Below are 24,796 nucleotides of genomic sequence, written 5' to 3'. Positions count from 1 at the left end.
TCTGTAAATCCGCAGTTTCGACCTGCGGGACAACCGAAGTTTTGCCCCTGACATTTGCGCCCCGTTGCGATGCATTCCCGGTTTTAAGGTAGAGTTCGGCTCTCAACAGGTGGTTTGCCGAAACGCTAAAACTTTAGGGAACAGGACCAGCAGGTGCATTTTGTTGCCTATTTGTTCACTTGGCGCTTGGTAAGGTCGGGCCTCGCCTTTACAAGGAAGACCATGACAAGGGCTGTGCGAATCATCGGGATCGATCCCGGGCTGCGGCGATGCGGCTGGGGAATCATCGAAGCTGTGGACAACCGGCTGAGCTTTGTGGCGGGCGGTACGCTGACACCGCCAACGGACGGCGCGCTGGCGGACCGGCTTGCCGCTCTGGCCGAAGGGCTGGGGCAAGTGCTGGACTTGCATCGGCCCGATGAAGCGGCCGTGGAAGAAACTTTCGTCAATTCGGGACCGCGTTCCGCGCTGATCCTGGGGCAGGCGCGCGGGGTAACCCTGGTGGTGCCGGCGCTGCGGGGGCTGGTGGTGGCCGAATATGCCACCAATTTGGTCAAGAAGTCGGTGGTCGGGACTGGGCATGCGGACAAGAACCAGGTGGGCTTGATGGTCAAGACGTTGTTGCCCTCGGCGGTGGTCAAGGGCGCGGACGCCGCGGACGCCCTGGCGGTGGCGATTTGCCATGCGCATCATCGGGTTTCCGCGCGCCGTATGGGAGCATTGGCATGATCGGCAAGCTCAAAGGTCTGGTCGACAGTTTCGGCGACGATGTGGTGCTGATCGATTGTGGCGGGGTTTGCTACGAGGTGTTCTGCTCGGGCCGGACGCTGCAGGCCCTGCCCCGGGTGGGGGAGGCGGCGGTGGTCTTTATCGAGACCATTGTGCGCGAAGATTTCATCAAGCTCTATGGCTTTGCCAATGAGGCGGAAAAGAGCTGGTTCCTGCTGCTGACCAGCGTACAAGGGGTAGGCGCCAGGGTGGCGCTGGCGATCCTGTCGGTGCTCTCGCCCTCGGAATTGTCGAGCGCAGTTGCCCTGCAGGACAAGGCGATGATCGGGCGGGCCAATGGCGTGGGGCCGAAACTGGCCGTGCGCATCGTAACCGAGCTCAAGGGCAAAGTGCCGGCCATTGGCGCGATCGACGCCGGTACGCTGGGCTTGCAAAGCGCGCTGGGCGACGGTGTTGCGTCCTCCAACGTCAGTGACGCGGTCTCCGCCCTGACCAATCTGGGCTATTCGAGCGCCCAGGCCTCCTCGGCCCTGGCGCGGGTGGTGGCGCGGGAGGGTGACGACACGCCCACAGAGAAACTGATCCGGCTGGGCTTGCGGGAATTGAGCCAGTAGCCTTGTTTGAGACGAGTTTCCTTACTAATTTGCATTGGTAAGGAATATTTGGAGTCCTCCAGATGAATGAGATCACCCAGCTTGAGGCGTCCTCATCCGTGACGAGCAAGGGGCAGACGACAATACCGAAGTCGGTTCGCGATGCTCTCGGGATCAAGGATGGCACGCCTTTGCGGTGGAGGCTGAAGGACGGTGTGCTGATCGTGACGGCCAAAACCAAACGGCTGGAAGATTTTGCGGGTCTGCTCGGTAAACCGCCCAATGGCCGGCGCGTCAGTATCGAAGAAATGAACAAGGCCGTTCTCGATGAGGCCGCAGACCGTTTCCGGCGCAAGACGACCAGATGATCGGTGTTGATACCAATGTCCTGGTGCGGGTGTTTGTCGATGAAGCGCCGGAACAGACCAGCGCGGCGCTGCACCTTCTCAGCGGGTTGTCGCAGGATAATCCGGCGTTTGTCGGTACGATCGTACTGATTGAATTGGCCTGGGTGCTCAAGCGCAGCTACGGGTTCGATGACAATGCCATTCTGGCGGCTGTCGACTCGCTACTCGAAAGCGCAAATATCGAGATCGAGCACGCAGACATGGTGCAAGCAGCCGTGTCGACCGCCCACGAGCATGGTTCCGATCTCGCAGATAGCCTGATCGCGTTGAGCGCGGTTGCCGCAGGAGCGAGCAAAGTCGTGACCTTTGACAAAAACGCCGCCAAACGCATTGCCGGAATGGAACTTCTCGCGTGACCGATCTGACTTCCCCGATTTCCGGGCGTGACGACAATCTGGACGTTTCGCTCCGACCCTCCGGCTTTTCCGATTTTGTCGGACAGGCGGATGCGCGGGCCAATCTTGAAGTGTTCATCGAGGCGGCCAAGCAGCGTGGGGCGGCGCTGGACCATGTGCTGTTTGTCGGGCCGCCGGGCCTGGGCAAGACCACGCTGGCGCAAATCATCGCCAAGGAGCTGGGCGTGGGTTTTCGAGCGACTTCCGGGCCGGTGATCGCCAAGGCCGGGGATCTGGCGGCGCTGCTGACCAATCTCGAAGAGCGCGATGTGCTGTTCATCGACGAAATTCACCGGCTCAACCCGGCCATCGAAGAAGTGCTCTATCCGGCGATGGAGGATTTCCAGCTCGACCTGATCATTGGGGAGGGACCGGCGGCGCGCTCGGTGCGGATCGACCTAGCCAAATTTACGCTGGTGGGGGCAACGACGCGCGCGGGGCTGCTGACCACGCCATTGCGCGACCGCTTCGGCATTCCGGTGCGGCTCAATTTCTATACGCCCGAGGAACTGGTGCTGATCGTGACCCGCGGCGCGCGGCTGCTGGGCATGGCCATGGCGCCGGACGGGGCGATGGAAATCGCACGCCGCTCGCGCGGGACGCCGCGCATTGCCGGCCGGTTGCTGCGCCGGGTGATCGACTTTGCCATGGTGGATGGCGTGGCCGAGGTCAATCGGGCGGTGGCAGACAAAGCCCTGTTGCGGCTCGATGTGGACGCGCGCGGGCTGGACCAGCTCGACCGGCGCTACCTCACCCAGATCGCGGATTTCTACAATGGCGGGCCGGTTGGCATCGAAACCATCGCGGCGGCGCTGAGCGAGCCGCGGGACGCCATCGAGGAAATCGTCGAGCCCTATTTGCTGCAGCAGGGCTTTATCCAGCGGACGCCACGCGGCCGCATGCTGACCTCGATTGCCTTTCAGCATATGGGCAAGGTGGTTCCACAAGGTTTTGTCGGGCTGCAATCGAGCCTGTTCGAGGAGGACGGGCAATGAATGACCGCCATGTCATCAGCTTTCCCATTGGCGAACAGCGGTTCAATTTTCGCGTGGCGGGCATCATCATCGTGGATGGGCATGTGCTGGTATGCCGGGAGGATGACGATGACTATTGCATGCTACCCGGCGGGCGGATCGAGCTGGGCGAGCCGAGCGCGCTGAGCCTGGAGCGCGAGATGGAAGAAGAACTGGCGATGCCTGCCGTTGTCGGGGCGATGATCGCGACCTCGGAAAGCTTCTATCGCCGGGATGATGAGGATTTCCACGAGCTGGGGTTTTTCTATGCGGCCGAACTGCCCGGGCAGCGACCGAACGGGTCTTCGCCCTGGCTGCAGCGGCCCGATGAAGGGCATATTCTCTCGTTCGACTGGGTGCCGCTGGCGGGGGATGCGCTGGAGACGGCCCAGTTGATGCCGCGCTGGCTGCCGGCGTTCCTGCGCGCCTTGCCGTCGGGGCTGGTCCATATCACCCATGACGAGCGGAGGCAGGCATGAGTACGGCAGACGACACCATCGCTGCAACGCTGAAGCTGAGCCGCCCAGCACAGCGGGCGCTGGCAGCGGCCGGGATCTTCACCTTTGCCGATCTGGCGCAGTGGACGCGCACGGCCGTTGCGGCGCTGCACGGGGTAGGCCCGAAGAGCTTTGTCGAGCTGGATCCGGCGATGAAGGCGCGTGGCCTGGACTACAAGGCGCCATGACAAGGCATTGTGTTCCCGTTCGCATCTATTACGAGGACACCGACTTTTCGGGCAATGTCTATCACGCGGCCTATTTGAAATTCTTCGAGCGCGGGCGGACCGAGCTGCTGCGCGACCTGGGCGTGCATCACGCCGAACTGGCCGAGCAGGGCATTGCCTTTGCCGTGCGGTCCATGGAGATCGCGTTTGTGGCCGCGGCGCGGATCGACGATCTGCTGACGGTGATGACGGAAGTGGCGAACGCCGGCGGCGTGCGGCTGGTGCTGGACCAGACAATTTTGCGTGACGACAAGGTAATCACATCGGCTCGCGTGACCGTCGTCGCCATCAAAATGAGCGGCGGCCCGGCGCGCCTGCCAGCCCATCTGCGCGCGCGGCTGGTGCCCGGCGCCTAGGGCTCGGACTCTCTTTATTAACCCTTTGGTGACCATAAATGGCGCTTAGGCAGATTTGCGCCGCGCCGGACCACCCTGCGCCCGGAATTGCGGGCATTTCTCTTAATTTTGACAGATTTCATCCCCATCGCAGCGGCAATGGGGCCATACGCACGGGCCGGCCAAAAGGGATCACGACATGGAAGCCATGGATGCAGTGGGAGCAGTCGCTCCGCATGCGGACCTCTCCATCTGGGGCCTGTTCTGGGCCGCCGACTTCGTTGTCAAATCGGTCATGCTGGGCCTGCTGGCGGCCTCGATCTGGTGCTGGGCGATCATCATCGACAAGACCATTACCTATCGGCGTGCCCAATCGGAAATGAACCGGTTCGAGCGCACGTTCTGGTCGGGTCAGTCGCTTGAGGAACTGTATCAGCAGCAGGCGGAAAAGCCGTCGGGCGGGCTGGGTTCGGTGTTCGTTGCGGCCATGAAGGAATGGAAGCGCAGCCACGAGCAGAATGCAGCCAGCTTCGTGGGCATGCAGCAGCGGTTGGACAAGGTGCTGGACGTGGCGATTGCGCGGGAAAGCGAGTATCTTGAGAAGCGCCTGGGCTTTCTGGCCACGGTGGGGTCGGCTGGCCCCTTTGTGGGGCTGTTTGGCACGGTGTGGGGCATCATGAACGCCTTCACCAATATTGCGGCCTCTTCGGACACAAATCTGGCCGTGGTGGCGGGTCCCATCGCCGAGGCGCTGTTTGCGACCGCCATTGGCCTGGTGGCCGCCATTCCGGCGGTGATTGCCTATAACAAGCTGTCTTCCGACGCGGGCAAGCTGACCGGTCGGCTGGAAGGCTTTGCCGACGAATTCTCGACCATTCTGTCCCGCCAGCTCGAAGCGCGGGGCCGCTGATATGGGCATGGGTGTCGCATCAGGCGGGGGTGGCGGCGGGCGCCGTCGGCGCCGCAAGCGCAGTGCGGTCATGAGTGAAATCAACGTGACGCCGATGGTCGACGTCATGCTGGTGCTGCTGATCATCTTCATGGTGGCCGCGCCCATGATGACGTCGGGCGTGCCGGTGGACCTGCCGCGCACGGCGGCCAATGAACTACCGAGCCAGACGCGGCCGATCACGGTTTCGGTCTCGCCCGAGGGGGCGATCTTTGTCGATGAAGCGCCGGTCGCGGAAGCCGAGCTGGTCTCCACCATGGGCACGCTGGCGACGGTGGAAGACCGCATCTATCTGCGCGGCGACACTACCGCAAATTACGGCACTGTGATGCGGGTAATGGGCCTGCTCTCGGCGGCCGGCTATACCAAGATCGGGCTCGTTACCGAGCGCGAGAGGTAGGCCGGGCATATGCGCACGGGCCTGGTCGCATCGATATCGCTTCATGTTCTGCTGCTGGTGCTGGGTCTGGTCAATCTGGGACTGACCGAGCCGTTGCAGCCGAATGTGCAGTCCATTGCGGTCGATCTTGTGCCCATCGAGGAATATTCCAACATCCGCCTGGGGCAGCTCGACAGCGAGGTGGTCGAGACCGATACGCCTTCGGTGGTCGAGAGCGAGGCGCCAGCCGAGCTGGCACAGCCTACCGGGAATACCGAGCAGGACCAGGTTACCCCTTCGCCCGCGGACACACCGACGCCGGCCCCGGTGACCGAAACCGCACCTGCGCCAGAGGCGGAGCCTGCGCCTGAGCCGGAGCCAACCCCAGAACCAGAGCCTGCGCCCGCGCCGGAACCAGAGCCTGTGCCTGAGCCAGAACCAACGCCGGTGACCCTGCCGCAGACGCGGCCGGAGGACCTTGCGCCGCCGCCGGAGCCAGAGCCCGCGCCAGAACCAGAACCAGAACCAGAACCTTTGCCGGAGCCCGTCCCAGAGCCAGAACCCGAGCCGGAGCCGGAACCTCTGCCGGAGCCAGAACCCGAGCCTGAGCCGGAGCCAGAGCCGGAACCAACGCCACCGCAGGTGGATGTTGCGCTGCCAACCTCGCGTCCGAGCGATCTGGCGCAGGTGCGTGAGCAGGCACTGGCCGCAGAGCAGCGTCGCCGGGAAGAGGAGGAGCGTCAACGTCAGGCTGCGGCTGCGGAACAGGCTCCGCCGACCGAAATCAGCTCGGAGACGGCTGACGAGATCTCCTCGATCATCAATAATGCCCCGACCACCGGCGCGACCACCGGGCAGGGCGGTTCGCCCACGCTGGGTGACACGACGGGAACCTCGGCGCGGCTGAGCCAGAACGAGATCGACGGGCTGATCGCCCGGATCAAGAATAATTGGCAATTGCTGCCGAGCGACTTCAATAGCGGGATGAATGTGACGCTGCAGATCAATATGAATCGCGACGGGACATTGGCAGGGACGCCGCAAATCCTGGCGGCAGACCCGTCGCCGGCCGGTGGGCAGATTGCCCGCGCCGCCGTGCGAGCCGTCATGGCAGCTTCGCAGGACGGACCGTTCAATTTGTCTGCCGATTCCTACGACCAATGGCGTTCCATTGAAGTGGAACTGAGACCCTGACCTTGAATTTGCCAGTTTGCTGGCCACACTGCGGCGCAAACGGCAAGACCGGAGTATAATAGGACCGATGACCCTGTTCACTAGACGCGCGGCGCTCAAGCTCGGCCTGGCCGGCGGCGCCCTGTTGGCCACCGCCCCGATGTCGCTTGCGCAATTGCGTATCGTGGTGGAAGGCGCCAATTTTCAGCCATTGCCCATCGCCATTCCCGACTTTGCCTCGTCGGACCCGGCCTTTGGGCGCGAAATTGCCGACATCGTGCGCAATAATCTGCGGCGCTCCGGCCTGTTCCTGCCGCTCGATCCGGCCTCGCTGCCGGTTGCGGTGGGCGATGTGAATGCCACCCCCGATTTCAACATGTGGCGCACGGCCAACGTCGATGGCGTGGTGATGGGCGCGGTGGAGCGCGGCGGGCAGATCAGTGCCTCGGTGCGGGTCTGGGATACGCAGCAGGCAGCGCAGGTTGTCGGCAACAGCTACGCCACCGACCCCAGCTCGGCGCGCCGCATCGGCCATCTGGTATCGGACGCGATCTATTCGCAATTATCGGGGGGCACGGGCTATTTCGATACCCGCGTACTCTATGTCGCCGAAAGCGGGCCCAAGGCCAATCGCGTGCGGCGCCTGGCGATCATGGACCAGGACGGGGCCAATGTGAGCTATCTCACCGATGGGCAGACCATGGCGCTGACGCCGCGCTTTTCGCCCAATGGGGATCTGGTCACCTATATGAATTTTGCCGAGGGCAACCCGCAGGTTTATCTACTGCAGCTTTCGACCGGACAGCAGCAGCGCCTGGCCAATGTGGGGGCGATGACCTTTGCCCCGCGCTTCTCGCCCGATGGGGGCACGGTGGCGTTTTCGGTGGAGCAGGGCGGTAGCACCAATCTTTATGCAATCTCGACCAGCGGCGGACAACCTCTGCAGCTCACCTCGGGCGCGGCGATCGATACTGCGCCATCCTATTCGGCCGACGGCAGCCGTATCATCTTCGAGAGCGATCGGGGCGGCTCGCCGCAGATCTACATGATGGGGGCAGGGGGCGGGAATGCCCAGCGCATCAGCTTCGGACAAGGAAGCTATTCAACACCGGTCTGGTCACCCAATGGCGATCTGATCGCCTTTACCCGCCAGTCGGGTGGGCAGTTCCATATCGGCATCATGAACCCCGATGGTTCGGGCGAGCGCCTGCTCTATTCGGGCTATCATGCCGAAGGGCCGACCTGGGCACCCAATGGGCGGGTGATCATGTTCTACCAGGATCCCGGCGGCAATGACGGCCCGCGCCTGATGAGCGTGGATATCTGGGGGCGAGCGGCCCAGACCGTTCCGACGGAAAGCTATGCGTCGGACCCGGCCTGGTCGGGCCTGAGGACCTAAATCGCTCCCTATTGGCATCATGCTGAAATCCCTCCGCCGGTCGGAGGGATTTTTTTGTTGGGCTGGGAACCTGGGTGGGAAAAGGGGCTTTTTACGCAAGCGCGAGCCGTTTGGATCACCGCAAATTTTTCTTTTCCGGCGGGCCGGTTTCAGTCGTTCATGGGCTCTCAAGCCTATGAAAAATAACGACTTTTTAGCCCGTGCAGATTTTTTCGTTTTTTTTGAAGCAAGCGAAACTGGGTAGGACGAGGGCCCGTAACTTCCTGCGTCCCATCGAGATGAATGGGAACAGAATTAAACAGGAAGGAACTACACAATGACTCTTTCTCTTCGTGCTCTGTCTGTCGCTGCCGTTCTGGCATTCGGTTCGGTTGCCGGTGGCGCTATCGCCCAGGAAAACCCGATGGTCGGCGGCGCTGCCATGCCTGCCACCAACAATATCGTGGAGAACGCCGTGAACTCGGCTGACCACACCACGCTGGTTGCCGCCGTCCAGGCTGCCGACCTGGTCGAGACTCTGTCGAGCGAAGGTCCGTTCACCGTGTTTGCTCCGGTCAACGCCGCCTTTGAAGCTCTGCCGGAAGGCACTGTCGAAGGCCTGCTGGCACCCGAAGCCAAGGACCAGCTCACTGCCGTTCTGACCTATCACGTGATTGCCGGTGACATTCACTCGGGTGATCTGGTGCAGCTGATCAACGATAATGGCGGTGAGTATAGCGCTGCCACCGTGCAGGGCGGCGAACTGACCTTCAGCCTCGACGGCGACATGGTCAAGATCACCGACGCCAATGGCGGCATGGCTACTGTGACCATCGCCGATGTGGACCAGTCCAATGGCGTGATCCACGTCATCGACGCGGTTCTGCTCCCCGCGATGTAACCTAACCCTGCACGCCAACGAATAGTGCAGGAACCGAGGCTCCGCATGCGCCCGTCCCGATATGCGGAGCCTCACCTTGACGTGACCCTGGTGGACGCCCGTGGGCGCATGTGGTCACGTTCTTGTTGACTTGGTGCTGCCCGGCAATCTGCCGGGCATTGCCGATTTGAGGAGGTTGCCATGACCCTTGATCGACGCTCGATACTGTTTTCCGGTTCGCTGCTGGCGCTTGGCGCCGCCCTGGGGCTGGGGCGAACGGCCAATGCGGTGGAGGGGGATTTTCCCTTCACTCTGAGCGATGAAGAATGGCAAGCGCGGCTGTCGCCCGCCGCCTATCAGGTGTTGCGGCATGAAGATACCGAGCGCCCCTACACGTCGCCGCTGAATGAGGAAAAACGGGCTGGCACTTTCCATTGTGCGGGCTGTGACCAGGCACTTTTCGAATCCGAGAAGAAGTATGACAGCCGGACCGGCTGGCCAAGCTTCTGGGATTTCATTCCCGGCTCGATCGGGACCAAGGAAGACAATTCGCTATTCATGACCCGGATCGAGGTGCACTGCTCCAATTGTGGCGGTCACCAGGGGCATGTGTTCGAGGATGGTCCGCCGCCCACCGGTCTGCGCTACTGCATCAACGGATTGTCATTGCGGTTCGAGCCAGCGGCGTGATGTGACGGAACGATCATTGGTGTCGTTCATTGGCCTCTTCGAAAGGAGGGTCAACAATGACCGATGACAAGCATGCCGAAACCAATGTCGATCCCAAGCTGGACAAGGTGAGTACAGGCGGCCATCTGGGCGGCACCCATTTCGGCCAGGCCGCGGGGGATGCCAAGACCAAGGAAGATCGTCGTGAGGGTGGGCGCAAATCGCGACCCAATGACGGCACCAACTAGTTTTCAGTTGCATTGCTGCTTCGCGCAGACCCGTGCTTGATCGGGCCTGCGCGACTCCGATATGTCAATCGTTGTACACGCAGGCGGTTGGCCATGAAGATCACCATTATCGAAGTCGGCAAGGTTCCCGAGCCGCTCCAGGGCAAGTTTGCTCCCTATTCTGCCATGTTCCGTGAGATGTTCGCGTCGACCGGGCGGCGTTTTGACTATGACGCGGTCAAAGTGCTTGAGGGCGAGCCGCTGCCTGACCCGGTGGGGCTGGAGGGCATCGCCATAACCGGTTCCTCAGCCGGCGTTTATGAAGACCATGCCTGGCTCGATCCCTTGCGCGACTTCATCCGCCAGGTTTATGCGGCGCAGACCCCGATGCTGGGGATCTGCTTTGGGCACCAGGTGATGGCCGATGCGCTTGGCGGGGATGTGCGCAAGTCGGAGAAAGGCTGGGGGCTGGGGCGGCACCATTATCGGGTGACCAGGCGCCCGGATTTCATGGATTTGGCGCCTGACACCTTATCGGTTGTGTGTTCGCACCAGGACCAGGTGATCGTCCCGCCCGATGAGGCCGAGGTGATCCTGGCGTCGGACTTCACTCCCAATGCGGGTCTGTTGTATCGCACCGGCCAGGCCCTGAGTTTTCAGCCGCATCCCGAATTCGATGACAGCTATGGCACGGCGCTGACAGAACTGCGCCGCGGCAAGGCAACAGACGAGGTGATCGAGGAGGCTTTGGGATCGTTTTCAAGCGCCTCTGACAGCGCCCGTCTGCGCGAGTATATTGCGCAGTTCATGCAGGATGCTGGCACCCGCCACCAGGCGGGGTGAACATGGCAGGGCACGGCATGAGGGCGGACCAATCAACCCATAGAAAAGGGCGCCCTGAGCGCCCTTTCTCTTTTGGGGCGGATCAGCTCTCCAGCAGCAATGCGATCTCGGTGCGCAACTGATTGAGGCCGGTGCCTTTTTCGGACGAGGTCTGGATGATGTCCGGGTGGGCGGCGGGGCGCTTGGCGATGGCGGCGCGGGTCTTAGCGACGGCGCTCTCGAGATCGGTGGCCGAGGGCTTGTCGACCTTGGTCATCACCACCTGATAGCTGACCGCTGCGCGGTCGAGCTCGTTCATCACCGAGATGTCGTTGTCCTTGGCGCCGTGGCGGCTGTCGATCAGGACATAGACACGGCGCAGGGTGGCGCGGCCGGTGAGGTATTGGTGGATCAGAGCCGTCCAGGCCCTGACCTTGGGCTCGGGCGCCTTGGCATAGCCATAGCCGGGCATGTCGACGATGCGCAGATTTTCACTCTGGCTCTCGAAGATGTTGAGCTCCTGGGTGCGCCCTGGCGTGTTGGAGGTGCGGGCCAGGCCTGAAGTGCCGCACAGGGCGTTTATCAGGCTGGACTTGCCGACATTGGAGCGGCCGGCAAAGGCGATTTCGAGCCGGTCCATAGGCGGCAGGTCGGCCAGTTTCACGCAACCCTTCACGAACAGGAAGGGCCGGGCAAACAGCAGGCGGCCGCGCTCAATGGTGTCGGGAGAATAGTCGGGTTGCGTCATATGTGACCCCAGATAGGAGAAGCCCGCCGGCGAAGCGGCGGGCCCATTCATTCGTTCAATACGGCTCAGCTCTTGGTTGGCTCGGCCGGCTTTGGTTTGCGGCGGAAGCTGTCCATGATGTTGCCGAACAGGTTCACCTCGACACCGTGCCGCTTCATGATGAACCATTGCTGGGCAATCGAGAGCGTGTTGTTCCAGGCCCAGTAGATCACAAGACCTGCCGGGAAGGTGCCCAGCATGAAGGTGAAGATCACCGGCATCCAGTTGAAGATCATGGCCTGGGTCGGATCGGGCGGTGGCGGGTTGAGGCGCATCTGCACCCACATGGAAATACCCATGATGACCGGCCAGATGCCCAGATGCAGGAAGGACCCCAGGAGCGGCAGCGCGGTCGGATCCCAGGGGATCAGGCCGAACAGGGTGAAGATATTGGTCGGATCGGGCGCCGCCAGATCCTGAATCCAGCCGAAGAACGGCGCATGGCGCATTTCGAGCGAGATGAAGATGACTGTATAGAGCGCAAAGAAGACCGGGATCTGAATGAGAATTGGCCAGCAACCCGAGAGCGGATTGATCTTCTCTTTCTTGTAGAGCTCCATCATCGCCTGCTGCTGGGCAGCGCGGTCGTCCTTGAGACGTTCCTGGATGGCCTTCATTTCCGGCTGCACGCGGCGCATGGCGGCCATGGAGGCGTAGGAGCGGTTGGCCAGCGGGAAGAAGATGGCCTTGACGATGACGGTCACGGCAAGGACGGCCAGGCCGAAATTGCCCAGAATGCCGTAGAGCGTGACCAGCAACCAGTGCATCGGCTTGGTCAGGAAGTGGAACCAGCCCCAGTCGATCAGCAGTTCAAGGCGGTCGAAGCCGTAGCCTTCCTGATAGGAGGCGATGACGCGGTCTTCCTTGGCGCCGGCAAAGACATAGGCCTCATGGCTGACCGTAGCGCCGGCCGGCACCATGACGGGCTGGGTCTCGACGTAATTGGTCTGGAACACATTGGTCCCGCCCGACTGGGTGTAGGCGAAGCGGGCATTGATGGTGGTGTCCGGCTTGGGCAGCACGGCGGTGGCCCAATATTTGTCGGCAATGCCGAGCCAGCCGGTGGTCGAGGAGAAGTCGACCTGCTGCTCGTTCTGCAGGTCACCATATTTGCGGGCGACATAATTGTTCGAGCCGAGCACGCCGATCGGGCCTTCGTGCTGGATGAAGAAGTTCTGCACCTGCGGATTGCCGTGGCGGACAACGCGCGAATAGGGGAACAGGGCCACATCACCCGCGCCGGTGTTTTCAACGGTCTGGGTGACCGTAAAGAGATAGAAATCGTCCACGGCAAAGGTGCGGTGGAAAACCAGGCCCTGCCCATTGTCGAAACGCAGGGTAACCGGCGTATCGGCGGTCAGCGTGGCGTTGTCGCCTTCAAGGGTCCAGACCGACTGGCTGGTGGGCAGCGAGACGTTGGAGCCGGCGGCTGCGGCCCAGCCCTGTTCGACGAAATAGGCGTCGGGCAGGCCGGCGGGCTTGAGCAGGGCAATGATCGGAGAATCGGGATCGACCGTCTCACGGTATTGCTTGAGTTCAAGATCGTCGATGCGTGCGCCGGTCAGGTTGATCGAGCCTTCCAGATCAGCGGTCGCAATCTCAATGCGGTCGGTGGCAGCGATGGCTGTCTGGCGGTCGGCGAACACCTGTGGTGCGCCGGGGGTGGCTGCGGGTGCGGCGGCGGAGCCGTCTGCATTGGTGCTGGGCACGGCAAGCTGTTCGGACTCGGCTTGCTGGGCGGCGGCGATTTCGGCCTGGCGCTGGGCCTGTTCGAGTTGCGGACCGGCAATGAAAAACTGCCAGCCGAACAGCACGATCATGCTGAGCACGACGGCAAGGATCACATTGCGATTGTCAGAATTCATGGTCTCGGGTTCCGTTGGCCGCGGCCGGGTGATTTGCGATTGTCGCTCAGTTTTGTGTCATGCACACGAGCGATGAGGCCGCCGAGATCGGCGACAAGCTTGGTGAAAGGCTGGCTGATGGCCTCGCGCCGCGCCAGAAGGACATAGTCATGTCCGGGCATAAAGTCACGCGCGCATGCTGCCGCAGCAGCGCGAAGACGCCGCTTTATGCGGTTGCGCTGAGGCGAATTGCCGACTTTTTTGGTGACGGTAAAGCCGATGCCGGGATCGGGCTCCGGGCTGGGCACGACCTGCAATCCAAACGCAGAACGCCCGGCGCGATTGCCCCGGGCGGCGTTTAAGAACTGCGCGCGCCGCCTGAGGCGGCGCAATGTCGCTTGGCGCGTGGACTGTTCGGCCGTCATCCGGCCACAAATCCCTTAGGCCGAGAGCTTCTTGCGGCCGTCACGGCGGCGGCGATTGAGAATCGCGCGGCCGTCCTTGGTCGCCATACGGGCACGGAAACCGTGACGACGGGCACGCACGAGCTTGGAAGGCTGGTATGTACGCTTCATAACATCAGACCGCGCTGTCGCACGGTTCCTCTTCTTTGGTGCTGCTTGAAAGCAGAATAATCCCTGAGGCGGGCATGCGCGCCGCCTTCGCGTTGGTGGGGTCTATAGGGAAAAGACATGCCTAAGTCAACGCGCATTGGCACGCGGAACAGCCAGAGTGGCCCTGTTGTCAAGCCGCGCTTTCCCCCGCATAAGAGCGGCAATGGTTCTGGCCTGTGGCGGACATGGCTGAGATTACTCGACCCGAGCTTTGCATCGTGGGCGCAGGCGCGCTCGGAATCGCGCTGGCCCAGCATGCCCGGCGCCTTGGCGCTCACGTCATGCTTGTTGACAGAGGACACGCCGAACCCGGCGACGGGCCGCAGCGGGCCGTGCAGGTCGCCTCAATGGTGGCCAGCGCGTCGCGGGCCCAGGCCATGCGCAACGCCGGTCAGTTGGGCCTGGCCGGGATAGAACCCAAGATCAGCATGCGCGCGGTGCAGGAACGGGCACAAAGCCTGGCCGCCGAACAGGCCCCGCTCGATAGTCGCGAGCGATTGACGGGGCTGGGCATATCGGTGCTCCGGGGCGAAACCCGCTTTGTCGATGCCATGACACTTGCGGTGGGCGACGTGCAGGTGCGCCCGCAGGTGATCGTGCTGGCGGTTGGCGGCGCTGCGATATTGCCGGAGATTCCAGGGCTTGAGGAAGCCGGTTATTTCACGCCCGACAGTCTTCTCGAGAACAGCCGCAAGCTCACCCATCTGCTGGTGATTGGCTCCGATCCGGAAGGTCTAGCTCTGGCACAGGCCTTTGCGCGGCTGGGATCGGATGTAACGCTGGTGCCACAGGGTGCGGCACTGCCCGGCTTCGATATCGAGGCTGCCAGCATTGTGTTGCAATGCCTGGGCGAAGAGGGCGTGCGGGTCATCGATGGGGGCATGGTCGATGCGATCCAGCCCCGGTCGCAGGGCATTGGTGCCACGATCACGCTACCCGATGGGGCAAGCGAGGCACTCGACATATCGCATGTGCTGGTCTGTGCCGGCACGCTGGCCAGCCTTGACGATATAGGGCTGGAGGCAGCGCGCCTGCGCCCACTGCGTGGCAAGGCGCGGCAATTTGCCCTTGGTGCACTGGGGCAGACAAGCAATCGCCGGATCCGGGTGGTCGGTGCCGGCGCGGGTATCGGGCAATGGCATCACGCGCTCAGCCATGGCCGGGCGGTAATCGAGGCGCTGGTGCTGGGGGCGCCGCGGCATCAGCCGACCCAGCAGCCCCAATTGGTGCAGACCGAGCCTGGCCTGGCCCAGATTGGCCGCTGGCCAGCCGACTCCAAGCCACTGGCGGCGGGACATGTGATTTTGCGCAGCGGGTTCAGCGAAAACGGCAAGGCGCGCGCACACGGTCAGGACAGGGGGCTGGCCAAGGTCCTGGTTAATCCCAAGGGACAGGTACTGGCGGCGAGCCTGGTGGGGCCGGAAGCCGGCGAACTGGCCGGCGTGCTGGCGCTGGCAATGGAAAAAGGCATTGCGCTGGGGCAATTGGCCGAGCTCAGCCTGCCCCATCCAAGCCTGCTGGCCATTCTGGCTGCTTTGGGTGAAAACCATAGGGGGGCTGAAACCGTATCTTCCTTTGCAAGGCGTCTCGGCGCGGTGCGGCGGCGGCTCCGTATTTAAGCTGCGCGCGGGCAAAGCTGTGCAGCGGCGACCAATGGGGGCCTGAGAGGGATTGGCAGGATTGCAAGGATGAAGGACCAGCCCAATGCCATGGCCGGCCGGTTTCCGGGGCTTTCAAGCAAGCTGATCGCCACGATCATCGGGGTGATCCTGCTGGTCGAAATCGTCATCTTTCTGCCCTCAGTCGCGAGTTTTCGAACCACCTGGCTGGAAGACCGCCTGCAGGTCGGGGTGGTGGCCGCCCGCGTGCTGGACGCGGTACCCGACGTGATGGCACTGCCGCGCGACCTGACCGACCGATTGCTCAATTCGGCCGGCGCCCATGCCATTGTCTATCGGCGCGACGGACAGAGCCAGCTCATTGAATTGACCAATCCGGTGATGCCGGACACGGTGGTGACCGCCGATCTGCGGCAGGGCGACCTGCCCAGCAGGGTCTGGGGCGCACTCGATACGCTGGTTGCGCCGCCCGGACGCACGCTGCGGGTGGTGGGCGAGGGCGATCTCAATGAAAGCCTGGTGGAGTTGCTGATGCCCGAAACGCCGTTGCGGCGGGACATGATCGACTATTCGCGCAGTTTTGCGCTGGTCTCGTTCGGCATCGCTGCGGTGACGGCCTTTGTGCTCTATGTGTTGGTCAGCCGCCTGTTCATTGATCCGGTGCTGCGGGTGACTGGCAATATGCTGGCCTTTCGCAAGGCGCCCGAAAATGCCGCCCTGATCCTGATCCCGTCCAGCCGGTCTGACGAAATCGGCATTCTCGAGCGCGAGCTGGCCGATATGGAAACGGAGTTGTTTTCCATGTTGCGGCAAAGGCGGCATCTGGCTGATCTGGGGCTGGCGGTGGCCAAGATCAATCACGATCTGCGCAACACGCTGAGCTCGGCGCAATTGCTGTCCGACCAGGTGGCGACGCTGGATGACCCCAAGGTGCAGCGGCTGGCGCCACGGCTGGTGACCACGCTGGACAAGGCGATCGGCTTTGCCCAGGCGGTGCTCGACTATGGCCGGGAAACATCCACTGTACCGCAATTCTCGCCGGTCAATCTGCGCACGCTGGTGGATGATGCTGCCTTTGACGCCCGCGTCGCCGGCAATCCGCTGATCGCGTTCGATAATGGCGTGGATGCCTCGTTGATGGTTGAGGTAGATGCGGGGCAGATGGGGCGGGTGCTGGTCAATCTGCTCAAGAACGCGCGCGAGGCCCTGGAAGCCGTGCCGGGCGAAGCCCAGGATTTTCGCATCGAGGCGCGCGCCAGTGCCGATCCCGACCGCACGGTCATAACGCTGCGCGACAATGGCCCGGGCCTGCCACCGCGCGCGCGGGAAAACCTGTTCGTGGCCTTTGAAGGCTCGGCCCGCTCTGGCGGTACCGGGCTGGGACTGGCCATCGCCCGGGAGATTACCGAAGCGCATGGCGGGGTTCTGGCGCATGTGGACGAAGGGCAGGGGACCCGCTTCGACATCACCCTGCCGGTCCGTCGCAAGGAAGGCTGATATCTTCCCACGAAAATCGTCACCGCCCCGCTTGCAATGGCCAGAACACCCATGTATGGGTTGCCCCGCTTTGATCGGAAGCGCCAGACGCACCGATCCAATAAGCCTACCGCACATGTCGGTTTGCGCGCCCGTAGCTCAGCTGGATAGAGCACCAGACTACGAATCTGGGGGTCAGGAGTTCGAATCTCTTCGGGCGCGCCAATTATTTCAATAGCTTAGTGGCTCTTCTCGCTTCAGTGCGGTCGACGGTTTGCAGCCGGTTTGCAAAATCTGTGCTGCTTGCGTTCTCAAACTTGGTCATCGCTGACTTCGCCAGCGCCCGTGTCCTCGACATGTATTTCTCGAGTATCGTGTGCACAGACTTTAGGGAGTGACCGGTAATGGAGGCAATCTCAGGCACGCTGCACCCGGCCTCAGCGAGCATGGTCACAGCGGTGCCACGGAGGTCGTGGAAATGCAGGTCTGTAATACCAGCGGCCTTGCTCGCTTCATCCCACTGCTCGGCGAAGTAGCGCTTCTGCCAGGCTCGGCCTGTCTTGGTCGACATGATTACCGCCGCGTTGCGGTCCATACGATCCAGCATGTCTTTGAGTGCAGGCGTGCACGGGACATATAGACGGCCAAGGCGGCACTGTCCCGCCCGCCGGACAAACCAAGCACATGCCGTTCCGCCATCAGCTGACCGCCTTTCTGTCCGTTTCCGCCTCGCGCTCGGTGACGAGCCTTGCGCCGTACCGGGTGATGGCCGCAAGGATGAGCTTGCGGTCTGAGCCGGCAAGCTGCGAGGCAAGCGTGTCGACGAGGCGGTCGACGACTTCACCTTCCGCCTCGCCGACGTCGAACTCTTCCATAACGGGCGCCGACCGCCCCGCGACATTGACCACGAATGCCATCGCCTCGCGCTTGTCCTTACGGCCCTTGACATGAGCGAAGGCCTCGGCCTTGTTGAACCTGCGCGCCAGGTCCGCCAGACCCACCGCCGCGCGGTCGATATCCGCATCCGACCAGTCCCGCATCGGCCGGTTCGCCGCCAGGCTCGCCAGGCCTTCGATATCCTCGTCGGTGCCCTGCAGCGTGGCGATACGGCCGACGAACGCTTCCAACTGGAAGTCGCCGGCGAGGTCCCGGATGTTCTCCGCCCTGGACCTGAGATCGGCGATCGCATTAGGGGAGGCATTCGGCACCTGCAACTCGGCCAGCAGGTTGGAGCGCAGCCGGTGCAGCATGTCGGGATGGGCGGAGACGAGCTCTTCCAACCCTTCGCGCACATTGGCGATGACGGCATCGCTGTCGGTCTTGCCTTCGACAGCGAACAGCCCCGGCAGGTCGTTGAAGATCAGTGCGTTCGGATCCGAGGCCTTTTTGAATACGCCCCGGACCGCCGCCGCGTACGACGACAGACGCTGGGTGCGCTTGGTCCAAGGCGGCAGGCGGTCGTAGATGGCCACGAGCCCGCGACCGACATCGATCGGCTCGAGGTTCATCAGGGCGTTCTGCCGGTCGATGTCCCGCACGACACCGGCGAGCCCGGAGAGGAGCTCGCGAGCATCCTCCTTGAGGTCCATCCACCGCAGCTGGATCGTGGAGGAATCCTTGACGAGGTAGTCGATGTCTATATCGCGCACGAAGGGCTGGAAGATGCTGGTCCGGTAAAAGGCCAGCGACGCCCGGGCGGTCATCATGAAGGCTATCGCCAGGACCGGCATCACGCCGCGTTTGACGCCGAACGGCTTGGCCGCCCAGAGGTCGTAGATCTCCGAAAGGGGCACGGAGCGCTGATGGTTCGCCTTGAGGTATTTCTCTGCCGCGTTCCACAGCGGACCCAGCCTGGCCGGATCCTTCCGCGAAGCTCGCGGGTCATGGAAGCCGTATGTCCCGTCGACCTTGACGTGCAGGCCGGTCTTGGCGAGCAGGGACAGGTAGAGACCGCCCTCGGCGGGGTAGCCCTCGATGCCAAGTTTTTCGCGGTGACCGTCGGACACCATGCGCTTGAGGAGCACGTTCTGCGCCGCCACGGCGTTGCTGGACGGCTTGATGCGGTTCAGCAATTCGTTGTGGAGCAACGGCGTCTCGACGTATCTGGCGTCCGCGAATTCGGATGCCATCCGGCTGACCTGCCGGAGCGGCCGGACCTCGGGCGGGTGTTTACCCGAATACCAGGTCACCCGCTCGAAGGCGCGATTGACCTCGGTTTCGAACATGCCCTGGGCGCCGGCAAGGCGGGCGGAAACCTCGCGACGGGCCACCGGATCGCCCTGTAGGTCGGGATGGGCACGTACACGACCGAGTGCCTGCACCTCGCGGGCAAGGTTCAGCAGATAGTCGGTGTTGTCGGCGACACCGAAGACCATGTCCCACTCGGCGTCGTTGCGGCCGAGCCCCCTCAGCTTCCTGCCGAGAGCGGAAGTCGTTTCTCCGCCGTCCGTGACGACGAGGACGAACTGCCCGATGGTACCTTCGGCCGGCCTGTAGGTTTCGAGGTGCTTCTCGATCCCGCTCGACAACACGATGTCCATGTCGAACCAGCGCAGGGCGCCGGTCCTGTGGTAGTGGCTCTTGCAGAGCACCGGCTGCAGGCCGGAAAGCGACCGCACCAGCGCCATATCGAGGGACGGCCGCTCCGCGACCTCCTGCTCGATGGCCGCCTCGATGTCGAAGTCGCTGCCGGCGTAAACGGCATAGGCGCCGATGAACTTCTTGAAGACGATGATCGACCATTGCACCAGCTGGCGCATGGCATCGGCCAGGTCGGTGCCGGGGAAGCACGAACCGATCACGGCCTCGGAAGCGACGAGCCCCGACCGCTCCCTGAAAAGGTCGATCACCGCAATGGTCTTGAGGAGCCTCAGGTGCAGCTCGTCCCCGCCCATGGCGGCACACCGGTCTATCCCCTCGGCAGCCACCGCCCAGCGGTGCCCGTCGGGAGAGGACAGGATCGCCGGCTCGAGGTTCACGCGGAGGTAGTCCCACAGCCGATCGGGCGTGAACATCCCCTCGGATGCGGTGCGCAGGAATTCGCGGAAGCCGAACGGTTCGGCCGAGTTGAGGAAGCCGAAGATACTGCGCTGGTTCTGTCCGAACCGGCGCCGGGAAATCGGACCGAGAAGCGCCGCGGTGGCGGAGTGAAGCGGCCAGCACCCGGCCAGAAGATCGGCCAGGGACTTCACGAACTCGGGGCGCCCGGAAGAGATCGAAGCGGCCACCGCAGTAGCCGCCGAGGTGTGAGAATCATCCGACGGCGAACCGTTGACCGCCCGCGATAGGATCGCGATCTGCTCCTCGGCCCCGACATTGACCGGCAGGTCGACGAAACGGCCGTGGATCTTGGTCCATTCGTCCCGCAGGTCGCGCGAGAGTTTGGCGGCATACTCGTCGAACGCCTGGCCGTCAGGAACCTTTCGATGTCGAACCACGCACCAGATTTGGCCGGAAGCGGTCTGTCAGCTTTGGGGTGGAGGCTGTGTGAAAACTCCCGATGATGCTATGATTTAGCACTGCTTCGGAGGTGCCGCATGGGACGTTTCGTTGAAGTTGCAGACCGTGACCAGGCGAGCTTTTTGCCGGCGTGTCTGGAAGACTATGTGGATGCTGACAACCCGGTCCGCATCATTGACGCCTTCGTGGATGAACTCGAGCTGGCCGAACTCGGCTTTGCCCGCGTGCAGCCGGCATCGACCGGCAGACCCGGCTACGCGCCCAGCACGATGCTCAAGCTCTATGTCTATGGCTACCTGCATCAGCTGACGTCGAGCCGGAAGCTTGAGCGCGAGGCTGTCTATTTATCGTCGACCTAGATCACTTCAAAGCCATCAACGACACACACGGACACGCGGCCGGCGACGAAGCCCTTCGCCACGTTGCAGGGCAATTTAGGTGCGCTATCCGTCGTCGTGATCTGTTAGCGCGGATTGGCGGGGAGGAGTTCGCAGTCCTTTTACCCAGCACTGATGAGTGGGGTGCCATCATGGTCGCGGAGCGTTTGCGCGCACTGATCGCCTCATCTACACTGGACGTAGAAACTGGAACGATCAACCTGACTGCAAGCATCGGTGTGACGGCTCTACGAAAGGGCGATCACAATCCAGATGATGCTATGGGACGCGCTGACCGTGCGCTCTATCGCTCCAAGGATGAAGGACGCAATCGGGTCCGGGCTTCGACCTTACTCCCGGCGCCAGCCGTCATCGCATGATCCAATCGCCAATCGAACCGCGGTGGACTGCCCCTGGCCCGCAAGATGCGGCCCGCACTATGAGGCATACGCGACCATAGATGCGCCCGTTGCCCTTACCGTCAGCAAGGACACGGTCTGCACGCCAATAGATATGGTCATAGGTTGAGTGCCACAGCGTGACGGCGCGCGTGCCAAGCCTGGGCGCGACCATCAGAGGTCAGGTGGTTTGGCCGCTGCTGAATTGCGTGCGAAGACAACCTTTGTCACGATGTGCGCGACCGCCAGACTAGGATTCATACTTTGTCGCCGCTCTTCGGCTGCCGATGCTGCGAAGATAGGAGCCAGAGCCTACGGCCAGACGAAATAGATATAGGCAACGTATCCGGCAAGTAGAACTGCCCCTTCCCTGCGGCCGATCCGCAGTCCGGTCCACGCGAAGAGTACGAGCACCAGAGATACACCGACCATGACGAGATTGTCGAAGCCGACAATCTCAGCGGGGACTGCGCCAGGTGCAATCAGGGCTGTAACGCCACCGATGCCGAGGATGTTATAGATGTTCGAGCCTATGATGTTTCCGAACGCTACATCGCCCTGCTTGCGGAGGCCGGCAACAACCGAGGTTACAAGTTCGGGCATGGACGTGCCAACCGCGACAATGGTCAACCCAATGACTGTCTCCGCAATGCCTAAACCGCGCGCCAGTGATACCGCCCCATCAACGAGAAACCGCCCGCCGAGAATGACCAGGACAAGACCGCCCAAAGCGATCAGCCCTGAGACGAGGAGGGAGCCGCCCATCTTCGCTGGCGGTACAACGCCAGTATCGGTCTCTTGTAGCGCGAGGCTCTTGTCATAGATTGCCCCATGGCCATCGGGAGCTGATGATTGCTCTTGCCGGAACGCAAGATAGACATAGGCGACAAGCGCACCGACAAAGACGACGCCAATGCCCCGGCCAAGCGGCACAATAAATGCGATCGCGGCAAAGGCTGTCACGACGGCAAGCATGACAACGCCATCGCGTTTCAGCGCCGTTGAGGCAATAATCATCGGGCTTATTGTGGCTGCAACACCTGCGATCAGCAGCGTATTTGCGATATTTGAACCTACGATGTTGCCATAGGCGATGCCTGGCGCATTTGCGAGCGCTGCTTGCACTGAGGTGACCAGTTCCGGAGCAGAGGTGCCAAAACCGACAAGGGTCAGTCCAATCACTAGCGGCGACACACCAAGACGGGTCGCAACCTGCACGGCGCCACGCACAAGCAGTTCGCCGCCCAAGATCAAAAGGACAAGCCCTCCAAAGAGCGGTACCCAGATCTCCATCAAATTTCGTGCTCCTGTATTTGAGCGTTTGGAACGTGTCGCCAAACTCGCGGCGTCGGCGAAACTGGGGCTTCCTGCTGCAGGAGCTTTCCGCGACGGCCGGATCGCGTATGTTGAACATCAAGCATACTGCAAAAACTTGGCATGCAAATTTCGCCAAGTCGACCGGCAGATCCTCTCAATGTGGCCTTGCAGAACGGGTTTAGGATTGCGCGTGAAGTTTTCACCGCATTTCCGCAGCCGAACGCCCAGCTGGCCACCACGATATCGCCGGACGCATCCCAGTCCATTCCAAGGCTCTGTCCAGGGAATCGACCGCACGGCCTTTATGGTAAAGGGTGATACCGCGTGCCGAATTCCGAAATTGGGGCTCAGTCGAGCTCGTGTTTTTCTGTGGCCGCAAGGTCAAGTGCAATCAACTGAAGACGCTCTTGCAAGAAACGCATTCGTGTAATGTCACTCTGGATGCCGATATAGTGCGTTGCTCTGCCCATAGGATCCTTGACCGGCGTCAGCGAGAGCCGGTTCCAGAATGGAGTGCCGTTCTTTCGGTAGTTTAGCACGTCCACGATCAAGGGGGCGCCACTGGCGATTGCAGCCCTCATTTGCGCGATGGCGTCTGAGCTCGTATCTGGCCCTTGAAGAAAGCGACAATTTTGCCCGATGACTTCGCTGCGTTCATAACCTGTCATTTTTTCAAAGCCGCGGTTCACGTAGACGAGCGGTGCACCAGGCATGCGAACATCAGACAACGTCAAAGCTTGGATCGAAGGATCGAGCTTTGCGTCGGAAATTTCGGGCCCAGGGAGGGCGTGCCTTGTGAGCGTCATTGTTCCGCAGACCAGATGCAATCGGTTCGAATGTTTGGCTATCGCTATGATAGCACAGGTGCGGGCGGACAAGTATGCCGACTATGCCACGAAGATCGCGCCGCTCGGTTTGCAAGCTGTTGGGTTGATATGGGTACAGACTTCATGATGGAAGGAATAAATGGGATCTGACCCGACCAATTTCTTATTGCCGCTGCCAGCACTCGACGGCCTCGCACTGCTGGACATCGCGGCCTCGATAGCCCTGCTCGGCCTCTTGGTGGTGATCCGCTTGGTCGCCACCCGCTTGCTCCGGAGCAAGACGGAAGCCAGTCCGCATATTCAGCGTCGCTGGTCCGCAACGATCCGCAACGTCTTGTTCCTCCTGGGCGTGATTGGCCTGGTGCTGATCTGGGCCCCGCAACTTCGCACCTTTGCCCTTTCGCTGACCGCTGTTGCAGTTGCCCTTGTGGTGGCGACCAAGGAACTTATCCTGTGTTTTTCAGGGTCGTTCCTGCGTGCCTCGACCCGATCCTTCTCCATTGGAGATCGGATCGAAATCGGCAATTCGCGAGGCGAGGTTGTGGACCACAACATCTTCGTCACCGCATTGCATGAATTCGATGGCAACGTCCAATATTTTCAGTTCACCGGTCGGACCGTTGTGATCCCCAACAGCATCTTGCTCAACACGCCGGTGCGCAATTTCTCACTTTTGCGAGATTTCATCTATCATAGTTTTTCGCTGACGCTCGAGCCGACCACGAATGTGTTCGGGCACCGAGACATGATCGAGGCGACCGTCGATCAGCACTACGCTCCCCACCGAGCGCAGGCCGAGCATGTCAATGCCTCCATCGAGCGGCGCAGCGCTGTCGACCTCAAAGATGCACTAGTGTCTGTGCGTTTTGGCACCACCGACATCGGAAAGTACCGCGTCGCCATCACCCTGTTCTGCCCCAGCAATGCTGCCGAGACGCTGGAGCGCCAGATTACCTGCGATCTCATGAGCCGAATGCACGATCTGGCGCGGCAGGCAGAATCCGAGGCTGAACAGTCCAATTCATCTCGGGTTGAGAACACTCTTTAGGTGATGTTCGAAGGCAGCAGACTTCCTCCGCTGGCGACACCAAGCAAGGCGTTCAGGAAGAAGCTCGCCTGATCGACTGCTGCGCGTTTCAATCATCTCCGCTGATCTGCGAAGGGGCATTGCAGGGATTGGACGACTGAACCGGTGCCTTATTAAGCTACAGTCGGCGTGTCTTGCTATCCCGCAAACGGCAGAAATGGGGCTGACACTTGCCGATCGGCAAAGCGCCCGAGGCTGTGTGAGAACTCCGCGCGGCTGTTGGCTCAGGTAATTTGCGATGGAGCACCTAGGCTCCCTTCATCCTGTTATCGCCCTGAGTGTTGAAGCAACGCCGGCAACGGCGATGGCGCGCTTGAT

At 61.9% G+C, this 24,796-nt stretch carries 28 protein-coding genes, 1 tRNA gene and 1 pseudogene; 22 read left to right on the top strand and 8 right to left on the bottom strand.

Annotated features, from left to right (window positions below; all coding sequences use genetic code 11):
• The first annotated feature begins 222 nt into the window (after window positions 1-222).
• The 16 genes from ruvC (at window position 223) to DDE76_RS06470 (ending at window position 10,694) form a co-directional block, all read left to right on the top strand.
• Window positions 223-729, top strand: coding sequence for a crossover junction endodeoxyribonuclease RuvC (gene ruvC, locus DDE76_RS06540; protein ID WP_104893284.1), 507 nt, complete (start codon window positions 223-225; stop codon window positions 727-729).
• On the top strand, window positions 726-1,343 hold the full coding sequence (ruvA, locus tag DDE76_RS06535) for a Holliday junction branch migration protein RuvA (RefSeq protein ID WP_104893285.1): 618 nt from the start codon (window positions 726-728) through the stop codon (window positions 1,341-1,343). Before ruvC ends, ruvA begins: the two co-directional genes overlap by 4 nt.
• A gap of 62 nt (window positions 1,344-1,405) precedes the next feature.
• On the top strand, window positions 1,406-1,690 hold the full coding sequence (locus tag DDE76_RS06530) for an AbrB/MazE/SpoVT family DNA-binding domain-containing protein (RefSeq protein ID WP_104893286.1): 285 nt from the start codon (window positions 1,406-1,408) through the stop codon (window positions 1,688-1,690).
• On the top strand, window positions 1,687-2,085 hold the full coding sequence (locus DDE76_RS06525; RefSeq protein WP_104893287.1) for a type II toxin-antitoxin system VapC family toxin: 399 nt from the start codon (window positions 1,687-1,689) through the stop codon (window positions 2,083-2,085). The genes DDE76_RS06530 and DDE76_RS06525 overlap by 4 nt, the downstream gene beginning before the upstream one ends.
• Window positions 2,082-3,119 (top strand): Holliday junction branch migration DNA helicase RuvB, encoded by a 1,038-nt coding sequence (gene ruvB, locus DDE76_RS06520; RefSeq protein ID WP_104893288.1) that lies wholly within the window; start codon window positions 2,082-2,084, stop codon window positions 3,117-3,119. The genes DDE76_RS06525 and ruvB overlap by 4 nt, the downstream gene beginning before the upstream one ends.
• Window positions 3,116-3,616 (top strand): NUDIX hydrolase, encoded by a 501-nt coding sequence (locus DDE76_RS06515; protein WP_104893289.1) that lies wholly within the window; start codon window positions 3,116-3,118, stop codon window positions 3,614-3,616. Before ruvB ends, DDE76_RS06515 begins: the two co-directional genes overlap by 4 nt.
• Window positions 3,613-3,822: a helix-hairpin-helix domain-containing protein gene (locus DDE76_RS06510; protein WP_104893290.1), complete on the top strand. Its 210-nt coding sequence runs from the start codon at window positions 3,613-3,615 to the stop codon at window positions 3,820-3,822. The genes DDE76_RS06515 and DDE76_RS06510 overlap by 4 nt, the downstream gene beginning before the upstream one ends.
• Complete coding sequence (ybgC, locus tag DDE76_RS06505; protein ID WP_104893291.1) at window positions 3,819-4,217, top strand: tol-pal system-associated acyl-CoA thioesterase; 399 nt, start codon at window positions 3,819-3,821, stop codon at window positions 4,215-4,217. Before DDE76_RS06510 ends, ybgC begins: the two co-directional genes overlap by 4 nt.
• Before the next feature lie 187 nt (window positions 4,218-4,404).
• The gene (tolQ, locus tag DDE76_RS06500) at window positions 4,405-5,106 is read left to right on the top strand and encodes a protein TolQ (protein WP_104894908.1); all 702 of its coding nucleotides are present in this window, start codon (window positions 4,405-4,407) and stop codon (window positions 5,104-5,106) included.
• Between the two features lies 1 nt (window position 5,107).
• Entirely contained in the window at window positions 5,108-5,545 is a 438-nt protein-coding gene (locus tag DDE76_RS06495) for an ExbD/TolR family protein (protein ID WP_104893292.1), read from the top strand.
• Between the two features lie 9 nt (window positions 5,546-5,554).
• On the top strand, window positions 5,555-6,718 hold the full coding sequence (locus tag DDE76_RS19755) for a hypothetical protein (RefSeq protein WP_198650859.1): 1,164 nt from the start codon (window positions 5,555-5,557) through the stop codon (window positions 6,716-6,718).
• 67 nt (window positions 6,719-6,785) lie between these two features.
• Window positions 6,786-8,096: a Tol-Pal system beta propeller repeat protein TolB gene (gene tolB / locus DDE76_RS06485; RefSeq protein WP_104893293.1), complete on the top strand. Its 1,311-nt coding sequence runs from the start codon at window positions 6,786-6,788 to the stop codon at window positions 8,094-8,096.
• Between the two features lie 316 nt (window positions 8,097-8,412).
• On the top strand, window positions 8,413-8,976 hold the full coding sequence (locus DDE76_RS06480) for a fasciclin domain-containing protein (RefSeq protein WP_104893294.1): 564 nt from the start codon (window positions 8,413-8,415) through the stop codon (window positions 8,974-8,976).
• A 180-nt stretch (window positions 8,977-9,156) separates the two neighbouring features.
• On the top strand, window positions 9,157-9,645 hold the full coding sequence (msrB, locus tag DDE76_RS06475) for a peptide-methionine (R)-S-oxide reductase MsrB (RefSeq protein WP_104893295.1): 489 nt from the start codon (window positions 9,157-9,159) through the stop codon (window positions 9,643-9,645).
• 56 nt (window positions 9,646-9,701) lie between these two features.
• Window positions 9,702-9,872, top strand: coding sequence for a hypothetical protein (locus DDE76_RS19750; protein WP_198650858.1), 171 nt, complete (start codon window positions 9,702-9,704; stop codon window positions 9,870-9,872).
• Between the two features lie 93 nt (window positions 9,873-9,965).
• Window positions 9,966-10,694: a type 1 glutamine amidotransferase gene (locus tag DDE76_RS06470; RefSeq protein ID WP_104893296.1), complete on the top strand. Its 729-nt coding sequence runs from the start codon at window positions 9,966-9,968 to the stop codon at window positions 10,692-10,694.
• 82 nt (window positions 10,695-10,776) lie between these two features.
• Here DDE76_RS06470 and yihA read toward each other — a convergent pair whose 3' ends face one another.
• The 4 genes from yihA to rpmH all read right to left on the bottom strand — a co-directional run bounded on the left by yihA (window position 10,777) and on the right by rpmH (window position 13,879).
• Window positions 10,777-11,421 (bottom strand): ribosome biogenesis GTP-binding protein YihA/YsxC, encoded by a 645-nt coding sequence (gene yihA, locus DDE76_RS06465; protein WP_104894909.1) that lies wholly within the window; start codon window positions 11,419-11,421, stop codon window positions 10,777-10,779.
• A 65-nt stretch (window positions 11,422-11,486) separates the two neighbouring features.
• Complete coding sequence (yidC, locus tag DDE76_RS06460; protein WP_104893297.1) at window positions 11,487-13,325, bottom strand: membrane protein insertase YidC; 1,839 nt, start codon at window positions 13,323-13,325, stop codon at window positions 11,487-11,489.
• The gene (gene rnpA / locus DDE76_RS06455; protein WP_104893298.1) at window positions 13,322-13,729 is read right to left on the bottom strand and encodes a ribonuclease P protein component; all 408 of its coding nucleotides are present in this window, start codon (window positions 13,727-13,729) and stop codon (window positions 13,322-13,324) included. The genes yidC and rnpA overlap by 4 nt, the downstream gene beginning before the upstream one ends.
• Before the next feature lie 15 nt (window positions 13,730-13,744).
• Window positions 13,745-13,879, bottom strand: a complete 135-nt coding sequence (gene rpmH, locus DDE76_RS06450; protein ID WP_035077916.1) for a 50S ribosomal protein L34 — start codon at window positions 13,877-13,879, stop codon at window positions 13,745-13,747.
• A gap of 224 nt (window positions 13,880-14,103) precedes the next feature.
• On the opposite strand from rpmH, the gene DDE76_RS06445 reads away from it, so the two are divergent.
• The 3 genes from DDE76_RS06445 (at window position 14,104) to DDE76_RS06435 (ending at window position 17,238) form a co-directional block, all read left to right on the top strand.
• On the top strand, window positions 14,104-15,537 hold the full coding sequence (locus tag DDE76_RS06445; RefSeq protein ID WP_104893299.1) for an FAD-dependent oxidoreductase: 1,434 nt from the start codon (window positions 14,104-14,106) through the stop codon (window positions 15,535-15,537).
• 69 nt (window positions 15,538-15,606) lie between these two features.
• A complete protein-coding gene (locus tag DDE76_RS06440; protein WP_104893300.1) occupies window positions 15,607-17,034 on the top strand; it encodes a sensor histidine kinase in 1,428 nt (475 codons plus the stop codon).
• A 127-nt stretch (window positions 17,035-17,161) separates the two neighbouring features.
• A tRNA-Arg gene (locus DDE76_RS06435) sits at window positions 17,162-17,238 on the top strand.
• 1 nt (window position 17,239) lies between these two features.
• Here DDE76_RS06435 and DDE76_RS06430 read toward each other — a convergent pair.
• Both DDE76_RS06430 and DDE76_RS06425 read right to left on the bottom strand, forming a co-directional pair.
• Complete coding sequence (locus tag DDE76_RS06430) at window positions 17,240-17,620, bottom strand: tyrosine-type recombinase/integrase (RefSeq protein WP_104893301.1); 381 nt, start codon at window positions 17,618-17,620, stop codon at window positions 17,240-17,242.
• Window positions 17,621-17,711: 91 nt separating this feature from the next.
• Complete coding sequence (locus tag DDE76_RS06425) at window positions 17,712-20,450, bottom strand: ATP-binding protein (protein WP_198650857.1); 2,739 nt, start codon at window positions 20,448-20,450, stop codon at window positions 17,712-17,714.
• Window positions 20,451-20,549: 99 nt separating this feature from the next.
• On the opposite strand from DDE76_RS06425, the pseudogene DDE76_RS06420 reads away from it, so the two are divergent.
• Window positions 20,550-20,810: pseudogene (locus DDE76_RS06420) on the top strand (transposase); the annotation flags it as partial.
• Between the two features lie 8 nt (window positions 20,811-20,818).
• Entirely contained in the window at window positions 20,819-21,229 is a 411-nt protein-coding gene (locus DDE76_RS20120; RefSeq protein ID WP_104893303.1) for a GGDEF domain-containing protein, read from the top strand.
• A 330-nt stretch (window positions 21,230-21,559) separates the two neighbouring features.
• On the opposite strand, the gene DDE76_RS06410 is transcribed toward DDE76_RS20120, so the two are convergent.
• Together DDE76_RS06410 and DDE76_RS06405 are read right to left on the bottom strand one after the other, a co-directional pair.
• Window positions 21,560-22,540: a calcium/sodium antiporter gene (locus DDE76_RS06410; protein WP_104893304.1), complete on the bottom strand. Its 981-nt coding sequence runs from the start codon at window positions 22,538-22,540 to the stop codon at window positions 21,560-21,562.
• A 371-nt stretch (window positions 22,541-22,911) separates the two neighbouring features.
• Window positions 22,912-23,370 (bottom strand): PAS domain-containing protein, encoded by a 459-nt coding sequence (locus DDE76_RS06405; RefSeq protein WP_104893305.1) that lies wholly within the window; start codon window positions 23,368-23,370, stop codon window positions 22,912-22,914.
• A 160-nt stretch (window positions 23,371-23,530) separates the two neighbouring features.
• On the opposite strand from DDE76_RS06405, the gene DDE76_RS06400 reads away from it, so the two are divergent.
• Window positions 23,531-24,439 (top strand): mechanosensitive ion channel family protein, encoded by a 909-nt coding sequence (locus tag DDE76_RS06400; protein ID WP_104893306.1) that lies wholly within the window; start codon window positions 23,531-23,533, stop codon window positions 24,437-24,439.
• The last annotated feature ends 357 nt before the right edge of the window (window positions 24,440-24,796 follow it).

This window comes from Devosia indica (genome assembly GCF_003056405.1).
Lineage (GTDB): Bacteria > Pseudomonadota > Alphaproteobacteria > Rhizobiales > Devosiaceae > Devosia > Devosia indica.
The sequence above is the reverse complement of the archived record's forward strand: the minus strand, read 5'-3'. Positions and strand labels throughout refer to the sequence as shown.

What these genes read in the sequence shown, in the direction of transcription:
- ruvC (WP_104893284.1), top strand. Translation starts at nt 223, where the DNA reads ATGACAAGGGCTGTGCGAATCATCGGGATCGATCCCGGGCTGCGGCGA.
- ruvA (WP_104893285.1), top strand. Translation starts at nt 726, where the DNA reads ATGATCGGCAAGCTCAAAGGTCTGGTCGACAGTTTCGGCGACGATGTG.
- DDE76_RS06530 (WP_104893286.1), top strand. Translation starts at nt 1,406, where the DNA reads ATGAATGAGATCACCCAGCTTGAGGCGTCCTCATCCGTGACGAGCAAG.
- DDE76_RS06525 (WP_104893287.1), top strand. Translation starts at nt 1,687, where the DNA reads ATGATCGGTGTTGATACCAATGTCCTGGTGCGGGTGTTTGTCGATGAA.
- DDE76_RS06515 (WP_104893289.1), top strand. Translation starts at nt 3,116, where the DNA reads ATGAATGACCGCCATGTCATCAGCTTTCCCATTGGCGAACAGCGGTTC.
- DDE76_RS06510 (WP_104893290.1), top strand. Translation starts at nt 3,613, where the DNA reads ATGAGTACGGCAGACGACACCATCGCTGCAACGCTGAAGCTGAGCCGC.
- ybgC (WP_104893291.1), top strand. Translation starts at nt 3,819, where the DNA reads ATGACAAGGCATTGTGTTCCCGTTCGCATCTATTACGAGGACACCGAC.
- tolQ (WP_104894908.1), top strand. Translation starts at nt 4,405, where the DNA reads ATGGATGCAGTGGGAGCAGTCGCTCCGCATGCGGACCTCTCCATCTGG.
- DDE76_RS06495 (WP_104893292.1), top strand. Translation starts at nt 5,108, where the DNA reads ATGGGCATGGGTGTCGCATCAGGCGGGGGTGGCGGCGGGCGCCGTCGG.
- DDE76_RS19755 (WP_198650859.1), top strand. Translation starts at nt 5,555, where the DNA reads ATGCGCACGGGCCTGGTCGCATCGATATCGCTTCATGTTCTGCTGCTG.
- tolB (WP_104893293.1), top strand. Translation starts at nt 6,786, where the DNA reads ATGACCCTGTTCACTAGACGCGCGGCGCTCAAGCTCGGCCTGGCCGGC.
- DDE76_RS06480 (WP_104893294.1), top strand. Translation starts at nt 8,413, where the DNA reads ATGACTCTTTCTCTTCGTGCTCTGTCTGTCGCTGCCGTTCTGGCATTC.
- msrB (WP_104893295.1), top strand. Translation starts at nt 9,157, where the DNA reads ATGACCCTTGATCGACGCTCGATACTGTTTTCCGGTTCGCTGCTGGCG.
- DDE76_RS19750 (WP_198650858.1), top strand. Translation starts at nt 9,702, where the DNA reads ATGACCGATGACAAGCATGCCGAAACCAATGTCGATCCCAAGCTGGAC.
- DDE76_RS06470 (WP_104893296.1), top strand. Translation starts at nt 9,966, where the DNA reads ATGAAGATCACCATTATCGAAGTCGGCAAGGTTCCCGAGCCGCTCCAG.
- yihA (WP_104894909.1), bottom strand. Translation starts at nt 11,421, where the DNA reads ATGACGCAACCCGACTATTCTCCCGACACCATTGAGCGCGGCCGCCTG.
- yidC (WP_104893297.1), bottom strand. Translation starts at nt 13,325, where the DNA reads ATGAATTCTGACAATCGCAATGTGATCCTTGCCGTCGTGCTCAGCATG.
- rnpA (WP_104893298.1), bottom strand. Translation starts at nt 13,729, where the DNA reads ATGACGGCCGAACAGTCCACGCGCCAAGCGACATTGCGCCGCCTCAGG.
- rpmH (WP_035077916.1), bottom strand. Translation starts at nt 13,879, where the DNA reads ATGAAGCGTACATACCAGCCTTCCAAGCTCGTGCGTGCCCGTCGTCAC.
- DDE76_RS06445 (WP_104893299.1), top strand. Translation starts at nt 14,104, where the DNA reads ATGGCTGAGATTACTCGACCCGAGCTTTGCATCGTGGGCGCAGGCGCG.
- DDE76_RS06440 (WP_104893300.1), top strand. Translation starts at nt 15,607, where the DNA reads ATGAAGGACCAGCCCAATGCCATGGCCGGCCGGTTTCCGGGGCTTTCA.
- DDE76_RS06430 (WP_104893301.1), bottom strand. Translation starts at nt 17,620, where the DNA reads ATGCTGGATCGTATGGACCGCAACGCGGCGGTAATCATGTCGACCAAG.
- DDE76_RS06410 (WP_104893304.1), bottom strand. Translation starts at nt 22,540, where the DNA reads ATGGAGATCTGGGTACCGCTCTTTGGAGGGCTTGTCCTTTTGATCTTG.
- DDE76_RS06405 (WP_104893305.1), bottom strand. Translation starts at nt 23,370, where the DNA reads ATGACGCTCACAAGGCACGCCCTCCCTGGGCCCGAAATTTCCGACGCA.
- DDE76_RS06400 (WP_104893306.1), top strand. Translation starts at nt 23,531, where the DNA reads ATGGGATCTGACCCGACCAATTTCTTATTGCCGCTGCCAGCACTCGAC.